Annotated in this window: 18 protein-coding genes; 12 read left to right on the forward strand and 6 right to left on the reverse strand. The window is 65.5% G+C overall.

Going from position 1 to position 13,983, the window contains the following annotated elements:
* Window positions 1–4: 4 nt before the first annotated feature.
* From HAV22_RS29480 to HAV22_RS29495, 4 genes are read right to left on the reverse strand one after another with little or no spacing between them, the layout of a single operon-like run.
* On the reverse strand, window positions 5–1,435 hold the full coding sequence (locus HAV22_RS29480; protein WP_166864990.1) for an efflux transporter outer membrane subunit: 1,431 nt from the start codon (window positions 1,433–1,435) through the stop codon (window positions 5–7).
* Window positions 1,436–1,456: 21 nt separating this feature from the next.
* A complete protein-coding gene (locus tag HAV22_RS29485; RefSeq protein WP_229421502.1) occupies window positions 1,457–3,403 on the reverse strand; it encodes an HD domain-containing phosphohydrolase in 1,947 nt (648 codons plus the stop codon).
* 31 nt (window positions 3,404–3,434) lie between these two features.
* Window positions 3,435–3,857, reverse strand: a complete 423-nt coding sequence (locus HAV22_RS29490; protein ID WP_166864993.1) for a DUF4399 domain-containing protein — start codon at window positions 3,855–3,857, stop codon at window positions 3,435–3,437.
* A gap of 31 nt (window positions 3,858–3,888) precedes the next feature.
* Window positions 3,889–4,314, reverse strand: coding sequence for a DUF4399 domain-containing protein (locus HAV22_RS29495; protein ID WP_166864995.1), 426 nt, complete (start codon window positions 4,312–4,314; stop codon window positions 3,889–3,891).
* 123 nt (window positions 4,315–4,437) lie between these two features.
* Between HAV22_RS29495 and HAV22_RS29500 the strand changes: the two genes are divergently transcribed.
* On the forward strand, window positions 4,438–5,553 hold the full coding sequence (locus HAV22_RS29500) for a formylglycine-generating enzyme family protein (RefSeq protein WP_166864998.1): 1,116 nt from the start codon (window positions 4,438–4,440) through the stop codon (window positions 5,551–5,553).
* Window positions 5,554–5,560: 7 nt separating this feature from the next.
* Here HAV22_RS29500 and HAV22_RS29505 read toward each other — a convergent pair whose 3' ends face one another.
* Window positions 5,561–7,636 carry a serine/threonine protein kinase gene (locus HAV22_RS29505; protein ID WP_166865001.1) on the reverse strand — a complete coding sequence of 692 codons (2,076 nt, stop codon included), beginning with the start codon at window positions 7,634–7,636 and terminating at the stop codon, window positions 5,561–5,563.
* A gap of 326 nt (window positions 7,637–7,962) precedes the next feature.
* Here HAV22_RS29505 and HAV22_RS29510 point away from each other — a divergent pair, with 326 nt between their 5' ends.
* The 5 genes from HAV22_RS29510 (at window position 7,963) to HAV22_RS29530 (ending at window position 9,440) form a co-directional block, all read left to right on the forward strand.
* On the forward strand, window positions 7,963–8,244 hold the full coding sequence (locus HAV22_RS29510; protein ID WP_166865004.1) for a hypothetical protein: 282 nt from the start codon (window positions 7,963–7,965) through the stop codon (window positions 8,242–8,244).
* Window positions 8,245–8,296: 52 nt separating this feature from the next.
* Window positions 8,297–8,575 carry a hypothetical protein gene (locus HAV22_RS29515; RefSeq protein ID WP_166865006.1) on the forward strand — a complete coding sequence of 93 codons (279 nt, stop codon included), beginning with the start codon at window positions 8,297–8,299 and terminating at the stop codon, window positions 8,573–8,575.
* Window positions 8,576–8,619: 44 nt separating this feature from the next.
* Window positions 8,620–8,895, forward strand: coding sequence for a hypothetical protein (locus tag HAV22_RS29520; protein WP_166865009.1), 276 nt, complete (start codon window positions 8,620–8,622; stop codon window positions 8,893–8,895).
* 13 nt (window positions 8,896–8,908) lie between these two features.
* Complete coding sequence (locus tag HAV22_RS29525) at window positions 8,909–9,160, forward strand: hypothetical protein (protein WP_166865012.1); 252 nt, start codon at window positions 8,909–8,911, stop codon at window positions 9,158–9,160.
* Window positions 9,161–9,245: 85 nt separating this feature from the next.
* Entirely contained in the window at window positions 9,246–9,440 is a 195-nt protein-coding gene (locus tag HAV22_RS29530; RefSeq protein WP_166864894.1) for a hypothetical protein, read from the forward strand.
* A 67-nt stretch (window positions 9,441–9,507) separates the two neighbouring features.
* Here HAV22_RS29530 and HAV22_RS29535 read toward each other — a convergent pair whose 3' ends face one another.
* The gene (locus HAV22_RS29535) at window positions 9,508–10,917 is read right to left on the reverse strand and encodes a glycoside hydrolase family 5 protein (protein WP_166865015.1); all 1,410 of its coding nucleotides are present in this window, start codon (window positions 10,915–10,917) and stop codon (window positions 9,508–9,510) included.
* A 486-nt stretch (window positions 10,918–11,403) separates the two neighbouring features.
* On the opposite strand from HAV22_RS29535, the gene HAV22_RS29540 reads away from it, so the two are divergent.
* The 6 genes from HAV22_RS29540 (at window position 11,404) to HAV22_RS29565 (ending at window position 13,795) form a co-directional block, all read left to right on the forward strand.
* A complete protein-coding gene (locus HAV22_RS29540; protein WP_166865018.1) occupies window positions 11,404–11,685 on the forward strand; it encodes a hypothetical protein in 282 nt (93 codons plus the stop codon).
* A 52-nt stretch (window positions 11,686–11,737) separates the two neighbouring features.
* Window positions 11,738–12,016, forward strand: a complete 279-nt coding sequence (locus HAV22_RS29545; protein ID WP_166865021.1) for a hypothetical protein — start codon at window positions 11,738–11,740, stop codon at window positions 12,014–12,016.
* A gap of 68 nt (window positions 12,017–12,084) precedes the next feature.
* Window positions 12,085–12,345 carry a hypothetical protein gene (locus HAV22_RS29550; protein WP_166865023.1) on the forward strand — a complete coding sequence of 87 codons (261 nt, stop codon included), beginning with the start codon at window positions 12,085–12,087 and terminating at the stop codon, window positions 12,343–12,345.
* A gap of 12 nt (window positions 12,346–12,357) precedes the next feature.
* Window positions 12,358–12,636, forward strand: a complete 279-nt coding sequence (locus HAV22_RS29555) for a hypothetical protein (RefSeq protein WP_166865026.1) — start codon at window positions 12,358–12,360, stop codon at window positions 12,634–12,636.
* A 92-nt stretch (window positions 12,637–12,728) separates the two neighbouring features.
* The gene (locus HAV22_RS29560; protein WP_166865029.1) at window positions 12,729–13,022 is read left to right on the forward strand and encodes a hypothetical protein; all 294 of its coding nucleotides are present in this window, start codon (window positions 12,729–12,731) and stop codon (window positions 13,020–13,022) included.
* Window positions 13,023–13,036: 14 nt separating this feature from the next.
* Complete coding sequence (locus tag HAV22_RS29565) at window positions 13,037–13,795, forward strand: PP2C family protein-serine/threonine phosphatase (RefSeq protein ID WP_166865032.1); 759 nt, start codon at window positions 13,037–13,039, stop codon at window positions 13,793–13,795.
* The last annotated feature ends 188 nt before the right edge of the window (window positions 13,796–13,983 follow it).

The following is a 13,983-nucleotide window of genomic DNA, read 5'->3' on the forward strand; positions in this document are numbered from 1 at the left end:
CGGCTCAGTTGCGCGCCACATTGCGCACGTCCACCGGGGGCCAGCCGCCGCCCAGTGCCTTGTACAGGGTGACCGTGTCGGCCAGGATCTGCTGGTGGTTCGCGAGCAGCGCCAGTTGCGCGCCCAGCAGCGAGCGCTCGGCCTCGAACACTTCCAGCTGCGAGACGACGCCTTCCTTCAGCTGCGCCTCCACCGCCGCGGCGACGACACCCAGCCGCTGCGCCTGCTGCTGCAGCTCCACGCGCTGGCGCTTGTGCGCGTCGAGGTTGACGAGCGCGTTTTCCACTTCCGCGAACGCGTCCATCACGACCTTGCGGTACTGCTGTTCGGCCACCTCATTGTTGGCCTGGCTCGTCTTGATGTGCGCTTTCACGCCCGGGTCGAAGATGGGGAAGTTGATGCTGGGCAGTAGCCCGAACGTGAACGACTTCAACAGCGAGCCGAGCGCGAAGCTCGACGTGCCGCCGCGGCCCGTCAGGCTGATCGACGGCAGTTGCGCCAGCTTGGCCTGGCCGACCAGGTCGTACGATTCGAGCACGCGGTACTCGGCCGCCACGACGTCGGGCCGGCGCTTGAGCAGGTCGGACGGCAGGCCCTCGGGCACGGCGGGCAGTTGCACGCGGTCTTGCAGGGCACCTTTCGGCAGCTGGAAATTCCCGGCAGGCACGCCGAGCAACGTGGCGAGCGCATTACCGGACAGCGCGCGCAGCCGGCCCAGTTCGATCAGGTCGTTGCTGAGACGGTTGATCTCGGCGCGCTGCTGGATCACGCGCGTCTCCGGCAGCAGGCCCTGCTGCTGCATCGCTTCGTACGTGGCGAGGATCTGCTTGTTCTTGTCCAGGGTCTTCTGCTGGCGGTCGATCTGCTCGTCGAACTGCAGGATCTGGAAGTACGTCGTCGCGACGTCGGACGCGAGCGTCAGGTAGCCGGCGCGCCAGTCGGCCTCGGTGGCGTGGAACTCGGCCGTCTGCGCTTCCGCGCCCTTCGCGACCTTGCCCCACACGTCGACGTCCCAGTTGACCTGCGTGCCCAGGTTGAACTGCTTGCTGAATTTTTGTCCGGTGCTCTTTTCGAAGCTGGCGCCCGCGCCCGCGTCGAGCGTGGGCAACGCGCCCGCGCGGGCTTCCTCGATCTGCGCGCCGGCCATCTTCGTGCGCGCGGCGAGGATCTTGAGATCGACGTTGTCGTGCACGGCGCGCGCGACGAGGCCGTCCAGTTCGGGGTCGCGGAAGCCCTTCCACCAATCCTGCTCGACCAGCACGCTCGGGGCGGTCGGCGGCGCCTGCGTGCCGGCCCAGCCCGTCTTGGCGGGTGTGTCGGGGGTCTTGTACGGTTTCATGCTGACGTCGGCGCAACCGCACAGCAGCACGGCGGCGCCGCATGCCGCCAATGCCCGTGCCGGGTGCGTGCTGTTCCAAGGGGGGCGTGTGTCCATGGCTCGCCTCGTGAGGTGTCGTCAGGCGCTCGGCCGCGCCTGCCATGCCTTCGATTCGACGAAGACGTTGAACAGGTTTTCGTCCACGTGGCCGGCGCGGCATTCCTCGGCGATCAGGTCGAGCGCCTGTTCGGCCGGGATCGCCTGCTTGTACGGGCGGTCGCGTGCCGTCAGTGCGTCGTAGATGTCGCTGATCGTGAGGATGCGCGTCTGCACGCTGATCTGCGCGCCGGACAAGCCCATCGGGTAGCCGGAGCCGTCCAGCTTTTCGTGGTGCCCGTGCGCGATCGCGGGCACCCCGGCCAGTTCGCGCGTCCACGGGATCAGGATCAGGAAGGAATACGAATCGGCCACGTGCGCTTCGATCTGGCGCCGCTCGTCCGGCGTCAGGCAGCCCTTGCCGATGGACAGCGCCGCGTATTCCTCGTCGCCGAGCAACTTGAACGCCGGGTCGTCGATGCCTGCGCACACGTGGTCGTGGATCGCGTCGAGGCCGGCCGGTGGCGGGCCGTGCGAGATGGCGGGTTCGTTCGCGCGCACGATGGTGTCGAGGAAATCGTCCAGGCGCGCGCCCTCGTCGGCCAGTTGCGCCTCGATGCGGTCGCGCTCGCGGCGCAGGCCGTCGGCGTCCAGCTCGCCACGCAACTGGCGTTCCGTCAGGTTGCGCCAGGCCTGCCGCTCTAGACAGGCGCGGGCGTAGCGGAAGCGCTGTTCCAGCAGCCGCATGTCGGCGTGGTGCAGCTTCTTCTCCTTGCGCAGCACGTGTTCGCGCACGCCCACCTTGCCGAAGTCGTGCAGCAGCGCGGCATACCGGATCTCGCGCAGCTGCGCGGGTGTGAACGCATGCCGGCGCAGCGCGGGGTCGTCCGTGCGCGCGAGCGCCAGCGCCAGGTTCTCGGCGTAACCCGCCACGCGGAACGAGTGGCCGGCCGTGACGGGGTCGCGTTCCTCGATGGCTTGCACGGAGGCGCACACGAAGCCGTCCAGCAAGCCCTTGATGTCGGAGTACAGCTGGAAATTTTTCAATGCGACGGCCGTCTCCGCGCACACGCCGCTGAGGATTTCCAGGTCGGCGTCCTGGAATGCGTGGCGGTCGGACGATGTGTCGACCTGGATCAGTCCCAGCACGTCGTCGCCGAGGATCAGCGGCACGCACATGACGCTGAGGATCGCCTGGGCGACGATCGACTCGTGCGCGCCGAAGTGGCGGTCGGCCAGCGTGTCGACGGACAGGATCGCGCGCTTGCGCCCCAGCACTTCGTCGACGATGGTGCGCGAGATGCGCATCTGCGTCGGGTCTTCCGCGGCCCCGCCGCGGCGGCGCGCGGCGACGGGTTGCGGCGGATCGCGCTCGCTCGGGCGCAGCATGATGAACGCGCGCTCGGCGGCAGGGAACAGGTCGAAAATAAAATTCATCAGCTTTTCGATCAGTGTGTCCTGGTCGGTGACGGCGCCCAGCGCGATGCCGACCTGGGCCATCGCATGTAGCCGGTGCACCGTGTTCTCAAGCTCGTCGCGGTCGGCGTGGCGCGTGTCGACGATGGGGGCGAACTGCGTGGCGTCGACGGAGCGCGTGATCACGGCCTGGGCCGCGCCTCGCTCCGGTACGAGCAGCGAGTGGAACACGAGGCGCGCGGACGCGAGCCCCAGCTCGTCGCCTTCCGTCAGCGGGTGCCACGTGCCGGGCGACAGCCGCTCGCCGGACACGAACGTGCCGTTGCTCGAATGGAGGTCCTCGATGAAATAGCTGGCGCCGCGGCGCCGGATGCGCGCGTGGCGGCGGCTGACCGTCTGCTCCGGGATGCACACGTATTTGTCGGACGCGAGCGCATCCTGCGCGTTGCGGCCGAGCACGGCCTCTTCATGCAGGGGGAACACGGCCGGCTTGCTGGATGCCGTCCCCATCCATTCCAGGTACGCACGCACGGGGCCGGCGCTGGTAGGGACGAATGATGCGTTCGGTTCCATGGCGGCGGTCGTTTCCGTGCCCGGGCGGGCGTCACTTGACGGTGATCGTGATTTTCCTCGACACGACGGGCGGGCTGTGGACGATGTGCTTGTCGTCGCCCATCACGAGCTGCAGCGTGTGCTTCCCGGGCGGCAGCTCGAGCATCGTTTCCGTCTCGCCCGCGCCGAAGTGCAGGTGGTTGCGATCGGACGGGATTTCCTGGCCGGGCGGCGGCACGTCGGCATCGATCAGCAGGTGGTGATGGCCCGTGTTCTTGGCCACGACGCCTTTCGGCGCGACCCCCATGTTGCGCAGGCCGAACCACACGCGGAAGGGCTTGCCCGCCGGGAGCACGGCGCCGTCCGATGGCCAGCCGATATAGCAGTACGCGTTGGACGGGGCATCGGTCGAGCCGGCCGGTGCGACGGCGACGAGGGCCGCCAGGGCGACGGCGGCGGGCAACAGGTTGCGCATGATGGTCTCCCTCGGATGGCCGGCGCGGCGGCTATTTCACCGTGACGGTGATCTTCTTCGACATGACGGGCGGGTCGTGCGGCATGTGGTCCTTGTCGCCCAGCAGCAGTTGCAAAGTATGCTTGCCGGGCGGAAGTTCGACGCGCGCTTCCGTTTCGCCGGCGCCGAAGTGCAGGTGGTTGCGGTCGTTCGGGATCGGCTCGGTCATCGGCGGCGGGTCGGTATCGATCAACAGGTGGTGGTGGCCCGTGTTGGGGACCGCGGTGCCTTTCGGCGCGACCCCCATGTTGCGCAGGCCCATCCGTACCCAGAACTTGCCGCCGTTGATGACGGTGCCGTCGTGGGGCCAGATGAAATACACCTGCGCGTTTTCGGGCGCTGTGCTCCGTTGCGCAGTGGCAGGACCGGCGCACAGGGCCGCCGTCAGCAGGACAGGGAATAACAAAGGAAAGCGCATGATCGATAGCTCCTGGCTAGGGCAAGCTGAGGTGCGCGTCAATACTTCTAAATCTGGCACACTCGGAGCCAGATCGCAAGGCACTTCTGTCGAATGTAGCCAAATCGAGAGCGGGAGGGCGTCATGTGGCAACGGCTTCTGATGATAGTCGTGCTGGCGGGGCCGGCGTGGGTGGGCGTGGCGGCAGCGCAGGACCGCGCGCCGCGCATCGAACTCGTCGGCGTCGTTCCCAAGAACAGCGCGGAGCAGTTCGAACTGGCGTTCTGGGAAACGATCAAGGACAGCAACCAGGCCAGCGATTACGAGGCCTATTTGAAGCAGTATCCGAAAGGCCGCTTCGCCGCGCTCGCGCAGGCACGCCTGGCCCGTTTGCGCGCGGCGCAGCCGGCCGCGGCCACGCCGACACCTAAGCCCCCGCCGCCCGTCGTGCATGAAGCGGTGCCGAAACCGCCGCCGCCCGCGAAGACGACCGCGCCTGCGCCTGCGCCTGCTGCCGCAGCGACGCCCGCGCACACGGTCGCGGCCGGCACCGACATCAAGGATTGTCCGGCCTGTCCGACGCTCGTCTCCATTCCCGGCGGCACCTACACGATGGGGAATAACACGAGCGACCCCAGCGAGAAGCCGGCGCATGCGGTCACGGTCGGGCCATTCGCGATCGGCCGCTACGAAGTCTCCGTGCAGGAGTGGAACGCGTGCGCGGCTGCCGGCGCATGCCAGAAGATCGCCCAGCGGCCGAACACGAGCCCGACGGCGCCCATGCGCGACGTCAGCTGGGACGACGCGCAGCAGTACGTGAAATGGCTGGCCACCGTCAGCGGCAAGCCGTACCGCCTGCCCACCGAGGCCGAATGGGAACGCGCGGCACGCGGCGGCACGGCCACGCGCTACTGGTGGGGAGAACAAATGACGCAGGGCAAGGCCAACTGCAAGGAATGCGGCAAGCCGTGGGCGGAAGACGCGCCCGCGAACGTCGGCAGCTTCGCCGCCAACCCGTACGGTGTGTACGACACGAGCGGCGGCGTGTGGGAATGGGTCGCCGACTGCTGGCACAACAACTTCAAGGGCGCGCCTGCCGACGGCCGCGCGTGGGACGAGTCCGATTGCCGCGTGCGCGTCATCCGGGGCGGGTCGTGGCGCGAAGGCGCGCCGTACATGGTCGCGTCCACCCGTTTCAAATACGACGCGAGCGTGCGCCATTCGCAGAACGGGTTCCGCGTCGCACGCAGCCTCAAGTGATGCACCGTCAGCGCGGGCGCGTGTGGATCTGCAGGAACTCGACGGCGATCGAGTCCTTCGCGCGCATCTTGTCGAGGCGGCCGGCCACGTCGGCCAGGTAGCCGGCGGCCGGTTCGGAGATCGGGCGCACGCCGTCGAACAGCGGCGCGGGTGTCGTCAGCAGCACGACCAGTTCCGCGCCGAACGGCTTGCCGATGCCCCATTCGCCGAGGCTGCCGATGGTGGCCGTGTAGTTCGGCGGTGCCCGGTTGTCGCGCGCGCGCTCGTTCGGCAGCAGGTGCGTGACGCTGCCGTCGAGCGAGTAATAATCGACCGCGATATACGACTCCACTGCCGGCGTCGTCACGTCGACCATCAGCGAGTCGCCCTCGGTCAGCTGCGCGTCCGGTCCGTGCGCGCCCGCGAGATGGATGGCGGCACCGCCGCCGGCCTGGCGGTAGGCGGCCCAGTACGGGCCCAGGGCCGACAGCACGGGACACTTGTCGCGGCCCACCTGCGCGACGTCGAGCTGCACGGCCGCGACGCCGGGCAGCGCGGCGAGCTGTTCCTTCAAGCCGCCGGGGCCGGGCGGCGTCGACAGCAGGCCGCGTACCGTCACCGCATGGCCGTCGACGTTGCCGACGAGTGCCGCGCACGGGATGCGTGACAGCGCGGCGGCGATGGCGGCCGGTGTCGGCGCAGGCGCGGGTGCAGGTACAGGTGCCGGTACGGTCGCGGCCGGCGGCGGCGCTGCCTGGATGGGCTCGTGCACGGCAGCGGGCGGCGTGGCTGCAGGTGTCGATGCGGGTGGCGTGGATACCGTCGCCGGCACCGGCGGCTTGCCGTGCATCCAGTGCCAGCCGGCCGCGCCCAACGCGGCAGCCGCGACGACGCCTGCCGCCGCGCCCGCCAACATGCCGTAGCGCGCCTTCGATGCGCCCGAGCCGAAGTCGTGCAGGAAGCGCTCGACCGTGGGCGTGCGTGCGCTCCGCTCGAGTGCGAGGCCGCACTTGAGCGCATGCCATGGCCCGCGCGCGAGACCGGGCGGACGCTGCGGTTTCATGCCGGCGCCGCGCGCCTGCAGCGCGGATGCGCCCGTGAACGGATGCCGTCCCGTCAGCATTTCGTAGGCGATGCAGGCGAGCGCGTAGATGTCGTCGCGCGGGTCGGGGTCGAGGTGCTCCAGCATCTCCGGGCTCGCGTACGCGGGCGTGAGCGCGCCCAGGCTGCCCGGGTCGAACACGGTGACGTCGACGTCCTCTTCCGTTTTCTGAAACACGCGGGCGATGCCGAAATCGATGACCTTGACGTTGCCGGAATCGGTCAGCACGACGTTGCCGGGCTTGAAGTCGCAGTGGACGAAGCCGTGCGCGTGCGCGTACGCGAGCGCGTTGCCCATCCCCGTCACGATGCGCAACACGTCGGCATACGGCATGCCGGCAAAGCCCGGCGCGCGCAACACCTGGCTCAAGGGCTTGCCCTTCAGGTACTCCATCGTCAGGTAGACCATCGGGCCGTCGCGGTCGAAATCGTAGACGGACACGATGTTCGGATGCGCCAGCGCCTGCGCCTTGCGTGCCTCGCGCTGCAGGGCAATCAGCGATTTCGGATGGCCGCGGAACTGGACGTTCAGCACCTTGATGGCGATATACGGCTTGCGGTCGGACGCTTCCAGCTTGCGCAGGTCGAGCGCCTTGTAGACGGTGCCCATGCCGCCGAAGCCGATGCATTCTTCCAGCACGAAGCGGTTGTTCAGCGTGTCGCCGACGCCTTTCATGCGCTCGGGTTCCGGGTCGGGATCGTCGCGTGGCGGGAGCGGGGGCGGCGGGTCGCGCAAGGTGTTCGCGCCGGGGCGGGTCTGGACGAACGTGTCGTCGCCGCCCTTGCGCTGGCGCGCCACGATCAGGCGCTCGATGCGGTGCTGGATTTCCGTGTAGACCTCGCCCGGCAGCGGTTTGCGCGCATGTTCCTCGCTCAAGACTTCGAGCAGTCGGCCCACGCTCTCGGGAGCGGTCTCGAGCACGTGGTCGACATGGGCAAAGAACTCCGTACGCGGCAAGGCGCCGGTCTGCAATTGCCGGATCGCGTGGGCGAGGCTGTCCATAGTGTTGTCTGTATCCCGGGCGTTTCTTGAGACTAGCATGAAACGCCCGATGATCAAGCCGCGCACGCCGCTCCCCCCAGCGAGGGTGTGGGATCGCGCCGAACAGGTGCCGGAAAAGTGTTGGATCGGACCCGTCAGTAGCCGGCGCCGCGCGTCGTTGTCGTACCGCCGAGTTTTTCTGCTTATTTACTAAAATTCCTTTATTTTCAATGACTTGCGTATGGATTGGCACCTGCTGGAACGACCTGGCACGCCTTTCGCAATAAGACCATCGAGCGCAGATAAATGCCTCGACCAACCAACCGAAACTTTAAGGAGCTTTGACCATGAAAACCCTGATCATCACCGACCTGGCCCGTACCGAGACCCTGGACCGCGCCACCATGACCACCGTGCGCGGCGGCCATAACGACTACTACGCACCGTCGTACACCTTCGGCAATTACACCTACGCCCCGACGTCCGACTCGTCGATCAATGCCAGCCAGAGCCTGAACCAGATCCAGAACGTGATGACGGCCACGGCCAACGGTTCGGCTTTCGTCGACGGCGTGAGCGTCCAAAACAACGTGTCGCAGGACGGCAAGAACGTGATCGTCCGTCACTGATCGGCGCAACGTATTCCAACCATCTATCGCCATTCAATCCGAGGAGAACACCATGAAAACCCTGACCATCAAAGACCTGGACCGCGCCGAACAACTGGACCGCACCGCCATGGCGGCAGTGCGCGGCGGCCACAACCAATATTACGTACCGTCGTACACCTTCGGCGATATCACCTACGCACCGTCGTCCGACTCGTCGATCAACGCGATGCAGAGCCTGAACCAGCAGCAGAACGTGCTGACGGCAACGGCCAACGACTCCGCCTTCCTGGCCGGCGTGACCGTGACCAACACGACGAACCAGAACGGCAAGAACGTCATCGTCCGCTGAACGCAACGACACCATCATTGACTATACTTTCAAGGAGCATCGATATGAACACCCTGATCATCAAGGACCTGGACCGCGCCGAACAACTGGATCGCACCGCCATGGCGGCCGTGCGCGGCGGCTGGAGCGTGTATGCGCCGTCGTACAAGATGGGCGACGTCACCTACGCCCCGTCGTCGGACTCGTCGATCAACGCGGCCCAGAGCCTGGGCCAGTTGCAGAACGTGATGACGGCGACGGCCAACGATTCGGCTTTCCTGTCCGGTGTGACCGTGAACAACACGACGCACCAGAACGGCAAGAACGTCATCGTCGGCTGAACGGGAGAGACCCATGTCATCCATCGCAATCCACGACCTGTCCCATCGCAACGAATTGGACCACCAGGCGATGTCGGCAGTGCAAGGCGGCAGCGCCTTCGGCAAGGACGTCAACGTCACGCTGAACGTCAACCAGCAACTGGCGCAGTTCCAGCAGATCGACGTGAACGTCCTGAACAACAACGGCGTGATCGGCGCCGGGTTCGTCGGCCCCGATATCGATGTGGCCGCCGCACTGAAGGGTATGAACAAGGTCGTACTCTGAGACCGCCGCCCTTTGCACCATCCCCTTGCCGGCCTGTCCCGGCAAGGGGACTCAGCCCGTTAACGTGACATTCCCAGGAGGCATCATGGCTACCATCGTCATCAAGGATTTATCGGAAAACACCGAGCTGGATCGCCAGGCGATGCTGGCGATCGCGGGCGGGTCGCGCCTGCGCGCGGGCGGACGCTTCGTGCGGCCCGTCTCGCCCAGGGTCCGGCTGTTCGATCCGGTGCGGATCGCGGCCGCAAGGCCGGGCAGCGACAAACTGTCGCCACGCTGAACCTTTCCGTTTCATGCGGAAAACCTGCCAGGAAACAGGGGGCGGTCGCCCGCCCCTTCATTGACTGTTACTTGGCCGCGTTCACGATCGTGCTGATCACGTCCGGATACACCTGCGCAGCGGTCGACCGGTTGAACAGGCCCGACTGCTGGTCGTTCGTGCCGGCGTTATCCCAATACATCGGCACCATGCCATGCGTGAACGCGGAATGCGTGATGTACTGGTCCCAGTACTTGCGATACGTACCGGCCGGGTCGTATTGCGCACGCGAGACCGCCGCATATTCGCCCAGGATCACGGGCACGCCCTTGTCGACGAAATTCGTTTTCATCTTCTGGAACTCGGCGTCGACATAGGGTTCGTTGGCCCAGCCGCCCGGATCGGCGGCCTGCCCCCACTTCCACGACGTCGAGTTGTACGTCTGCGTGAAGTCGAACGGATCGTAGAAGTGCACTTCCATCGACAGGCGGTTCGCGACCCAGTCACCTGGCATCGTCACGTTGCACGACGTCGAAAAGTCGATGTTCGTGTTGTAGGCCTGGACGACGAGGTGGCGTGTCGCGTTGTTGCCGCCGGTGGCACGCACGGCGTTGATGAAGGCCTGGTTGAAGCCCTTCTGCACGTCGCAGTTTTCCGCCGTCGGCGCATTGTAGTTACCCTCGACGTGCACCTCGTTCGTGCCCGCGAACAGCAGCGTGTCGTCGTGGTTCTTGAAGTTGTTGGCGATCTGCGTCCAGAACTTCGTCAGGCGCGCATTGGCCGCGCTCTGCTGGGCATAGGTCGGGACCATCCAGCCGCCGTCGTAGTGGACGTTGATCATCGCCACCAGGCCCGCGTTGTGGGCATAGTTCACGACTGTCGTCACACGGTCCATCCACTGCGGGCTGATGTTGTCGCTGGCGTCCGCGTATTGCTTCCACGAGATGGGGATGCGCACGCTCTTGAAACCCGCCGCCTTGATGCTGTTGAACATCGTCTGGGTGGCTGCAGGCGCCCAATTCCCTTCCGCGAACGTGTTGCTGCCCCATACGTACGTGCCCGACGCTTCCAGCGTATTGCCGAGGTTCCAGCCGGGCATCATCGTCGTCGACATCTGCATGCTGGTCATGTCGCGCATGACGCCCACGCGCACGGCACGGGCGACGCCGGAGTTATAGCCGTTACCGCCGGCCGTGAACTTGACCCAGTACCAGTACGCGACGCCCGGCGTGGCCGCGGTGTCCGTATAGCTGGTGGCCGAGTTCCCTAGTTGGGCAATGCGAGTGCGTCCGGCGGGATCCGGATCCATGTCGCGATAGACCTGGATGCCGCTGACGGCGCTGCCGCTGACGGTCCAGTTCAACTGGACGTTGCCGCCGTTGCCGGTCGCGGTCAGGCAGACCGTTGCGCCGCCACCGCTGCCGCAGCTTTGCGCATGTGCAAAAGGCGCGGCGCATATCGCCATGCCGAACATTGCCTTCGATAACAGTGATTTCATTGCTTGTTATACCTTTCGTGAAGGTGCCCGGCCTGGTATCTCCTCCTGTCCGGGCTGTTGAGAAATCGATTTCAACAATCGCCGGTTCTTTGCCTGCGAACGGTCGTCGTTGATATGTATGTCGTGCATTTGATGCGCTGGAAGGAAAGATTGCAATAACAAAAACTGCCAGCCCGTACATGAAATTTCGCATTCTTGCGGCGTGCCGCAGTCTGCGACAACGTGCCGGGCTCACGGGCCAGAGCATGTTGGATCGCACCGAACAGCCTGCTGAATGTGTTGGATTCGACCCGTCAGGCCCCATGCGCCAGACCGTGAGACGCAGGTTTCCTCAATGCTGAGATTTTGGTGATTTATCCTTGTTTTTCAATGACTTACCGTGCGATGACAAGCTGGCGCGAAGACCTGGCACGCATTTCGCAATAAGACCATCGAGCGCAGATAAATGCCTCGACCAACCAACCGAAACCTCAAGGAGCTTTGACCATGAAAACCCTGATCATCACCGACCTGGCCCGTACCGAGACCCTGGACCGCGCCACCATGACCACCGTGCGCGGCGGCCATAACGACTACTACGCACCGTCGTACACCTTCGGCAATTACACCTACGCCCCGACGTCCGACTCGTCGATCAATGCCAGCCAGAGCCTGAACCAGATCCAGAACGTGATGACGGCCACGGCCAACGGTTCGGCTTTCGTCGACGGCGTGAACGTCCAGAACAACGTGTCGCAGGACGGCAAGAACGTGATCGTCCGTCACTGATCGGCGCAACGTATTCCAACCATCTATCGCCATTCAATCCGAGGAGAACACCATGAAAACCCTGACCATCAAAGACCTGGACCGCGCCGAACAACTGGACCGCACCGCCATGGCGGCAGTGCGCGGCGGCCACAACGAATACTACGCACCGTCGTTCAAGATGGGCGATTTCACCTACGCCCCGTCGTCCGACTCGTCGATCAACGCGATGCAGAGCCTGGGCCAGCAGCAGAACGTGCTGACGGCAACGGCCAACGACTCGGCCTTCCTGGCCGGCGTGACCGTGACCAACACGACGAACCAGAACGGCAAGAACAAGATCATCGGCTGAGTTGCTGCCGCGCGGGACCGGTCCCGCTTCCGCGCGGCACTCCCACCATACACATACAGGAGAACATCATGTCATCCATTCAAATCCGCGACCTGGCGCACAGCGCCGCACTCGACAACCAGGCCATGGCAACCGTTCGCGGCGGCTTCGCCGGCGTGGGCGTGGGCAAGGACGTCAACGTCAACGTGAACGTCAACCAGCAACTCGGCCAGTTCCAGCAAATCAGCGTCAATGTCCTCAACAACAATGGCGTCGTCGGCGCGGGCTTCGTTGGCCCGGACGTGCGCCTGGCCGCCTCGCTGTGGGGCGAGAACCGCGCCGTGTTCTGACCGGAGACCGCCATGAAAACCGTGATCATCACCGACCTCGCCCGCAGCGAACGCCTCGACCGCCCGACCATGTCCGCCGTGCGCGGCGGCTGGAAGGTCAACGCCGCGACCTACATGTTCGGCGACATCAAATATGCCGGCAGCGACGACTCGTCGATCAATGCGATGCAGAACCTCGGCCAGGCGCAGAGCGCGCTCACCGCCACCGCCAACGGTTCGGCGTTCGTGGAGGGCGTCCGCGTCGACAACGACGTCGCGCAGAACGGCAAGAACACGATCGTGCGCCGTTGAAAGAACGCACGACGGACCGCGACAAGCGGAAAATTTGGACTACACTGGGGAGACCGGCCTCCGGTCTCCCTTCTTCCCGTCTGGAGAGGCATATGGCTACCATTACCGTCAAAGATCTTCCTGCCAGCATGGCACTGGACCGCAAGGCCATGTCGGTCATCAATGGCGGTGGCGGGGCGCCATGGGTGTTCGGCTGGATACTGCCGTACGTCGACGCGGCGCCGCGCCAGACGCCGGTGATCAATTTTTACCAGATCAATAATTACGCCGACCAGATGATCAACCAGTATCAGATGGTATCGGTCAACAATACCGGCGCGAACGCCTCGCTGAACGTGGGCGTGGATGAAAGCAGTCTCAACAAAGCCGTACGCCCGACGACCTGAAGCCCGAGCCGGTCATGAGCTGCGATCCCGTCTTCCACTGGATGTCCGCCGCGCAGACGGACGTAGGTCGGGTGCGCAGCCGCAACGAAGATGCCTGCCTCGCGCAGCCGCAGCGCGGCCTGTGGGCCGTGGCGGACGGCATGGGCGGTCATGCATTCGGCGACGTGGCGAGCCGCACCGTCGTCGAAGCGCTCGACCGCTTGCCGCCGCCGGCAAGCCTGGCCCGCTTCGTCGACGCCGTGCGCACGACGCTCGTGCAGGTCAACGATGCCTTGCGCGCGGAGGCGCGCACCCGCCACGTGCCCGTGATGGGCAGCACGGTCGTCGTGCTGCTGTCCTGCGGGACGGACGTGGCTTGCGTGTGGGCGGGCGACAGCCGCATCTACCTTTACCGCCAGGGCCGCCTGCAGCAGCTCACGCGCGACCACAGCCAGGCCGCGGCACTGCAGGCGCGCGGCATCGATGCGGCGGCGGCCGCCGTGGGCGCCAACATGATCACGCGTGCGGTGGGCGCGAGCGATACGCTGGAGGTCGAGGTGACGACCCTGGACGCGCGCGACGGCGACATCTTCCTGCTGTGCAGCGATGGTCTCAGCAATCCTGTGTCGGAGCAGGAAATCCGCGAGACGCTGGCCGACGGCGATTGCGCGCAGGCGGCGCAGACCCTCGTCGGGCTGGCGCTCGCCAATGGCGGGCGCGACAACGTCACGGTGGTCGTTGCGCGGGCGGTCGATATGTCGGTCGACAAGACATTATTAAATCCCGCGTTGTGATCGATCCTGATAGCCGTAGAGTGGGCACCTCTGTGCCCACCAAGCGCGTGCGGTCTGCGAACGTTCGGTGGGCACGGGGTGCCCACCCTAACGGTCATTGCAGAGCGGCCGCCCCGGGGCATGAAAGAATACAGGGTGGAAGGCTGGCGATAGAGGTCGAGCATTAATCGTGGAGGTAAATCCCCGAC

Origin of the sequence: Telluria antibiotica (assembly GCF_011682055.1) — a bacterium.
In the GTDB taxonomy this organism is placed as follows: Bacteria; Pseudomonadota; Gammaproteobacteria; order Burkholderiales; family Burkholderiaceae_D; genus Telluria; species Telluria antibiotica.

Coding starts and splice junctions, on each gene's coding strand:
- HAV22_RS29480 (WP_166864990.1), bottom strand. CDS start 1,435: ATGGACACACGCCCCCCTTGGAACAGCACGCACCCGGCACGGGCATTG.
- HAV22_RS29485 (WP_229421502.1), bottom strand. CDS start 3,403: ATGGAACCGAACGCATCATTCGTCCCTACCAGCGCCGGCCCCGTGCGT.
- HAV22_RS29490 (WP_166864993.1), bottom strand. CDS start 3,857: ATGCGCAACCTGTTGCCCGCCGCCGTCGCCCTGGCGGCCCTCGTCGCC.
- HAV22_RS29495 (WP_166864995.1), bottom strand. CDS start 4,314: ATGCGCTTTCCTTTGTTATTCCCTGTCCTGCTGACGGCGGCCCTGTGC.
- HAV22_RS29500 (WP_166864998.1), top strand. CDS start 4,438: ATGTGGCAACGGCTTCTGATGATAGTCGTGCTGGCGGGGCCGGCGTGG.
- HAV22_RS29505 (WP_166865001.1), bottom strand. CDS start 7,636: ATGGACAGCCTCGCCCACGCGATCCGGCAATTGCAGACCGGCGCCTTG.
- HAV22_RS29510 (WP_166865004.1), top strand. CDS start 7,963: ATGAAAACCCTGATCATCACCGACCTGGCCCGTACCGAGACCCTGGAC.
- HAV22_RS29515 (WP_166865006.1), top strand. CDS start 8,297: ATGAAAACCCTGACCATCAAAGACCTGGACCGCGCCGAACAACTGGAC.
- HAV22_RS29520 (WP_166865009.1), top strand. CDS start 8,620: ATGAACACCCTGATCATCAAGGACCTGGACCGCGCCGAACAACTGGAT.
- HAV22_RS29525 (WP_166865012.1), top strand. CDS start 8,909: ATGTCATCCATCGCAATCCACGACCTGTCCCATCGCAACGAATTGGAC.
- HAV22_RS29530 (WP_166864894.1), top strand. CDS start 9,246: ATGGCTACCATCGTCATCAAGGATTTATCGGAAAACACCGAGCTGGAT.
- HAV22_RS29535 (WP_166865015.1), bottom strand. CDS start 10,917: ATGAAATCACTGTTATCGAAGGCAATGTTCGGCATGGCGATATGCGCC.
- HAV22_RS29540 (WP_166865018.1), top strand. CDS start 11,404: ATGAAAACCCTGATCATCACCGACCTGGCCCGTACCGAGACCCTGGAC.
- HAV22_RS29545 (WP_166865021.1), top strand. CDS start 11,738: ATGAAAACCCTGACCATCAAAGACCTGGACCGCGCCGAACAACTGGAC.
- HAV22_RS29550 (WP_166865023.1), top strand. CDS start 12,085: ATGTCATCCATTCAAATCCGCGACCTGGCGCACAGCGCCGCACTCGAC.
- HAV22_RS29555 (WP_166865026.1), top strand. CDS start 12,358: ATGAAAACCGTGATCATCACCGACCTCGCCCGCAGCGAACGCCTCGAC.
- HAV22_RS29560 (WP_166865029.1), top strand. CDS start 12,729: ATGGCTACCATTACCGTCAAAGATCTTCCTGCCAGCATGGCACTGGAC.
- HAV22_RS29565 (WP_166865032.1), top strand. CDS start 13,037: ATGAGCTGCGATCCCGTCTTCCACTGGATGTCCGCCGCGCAGACGGAC.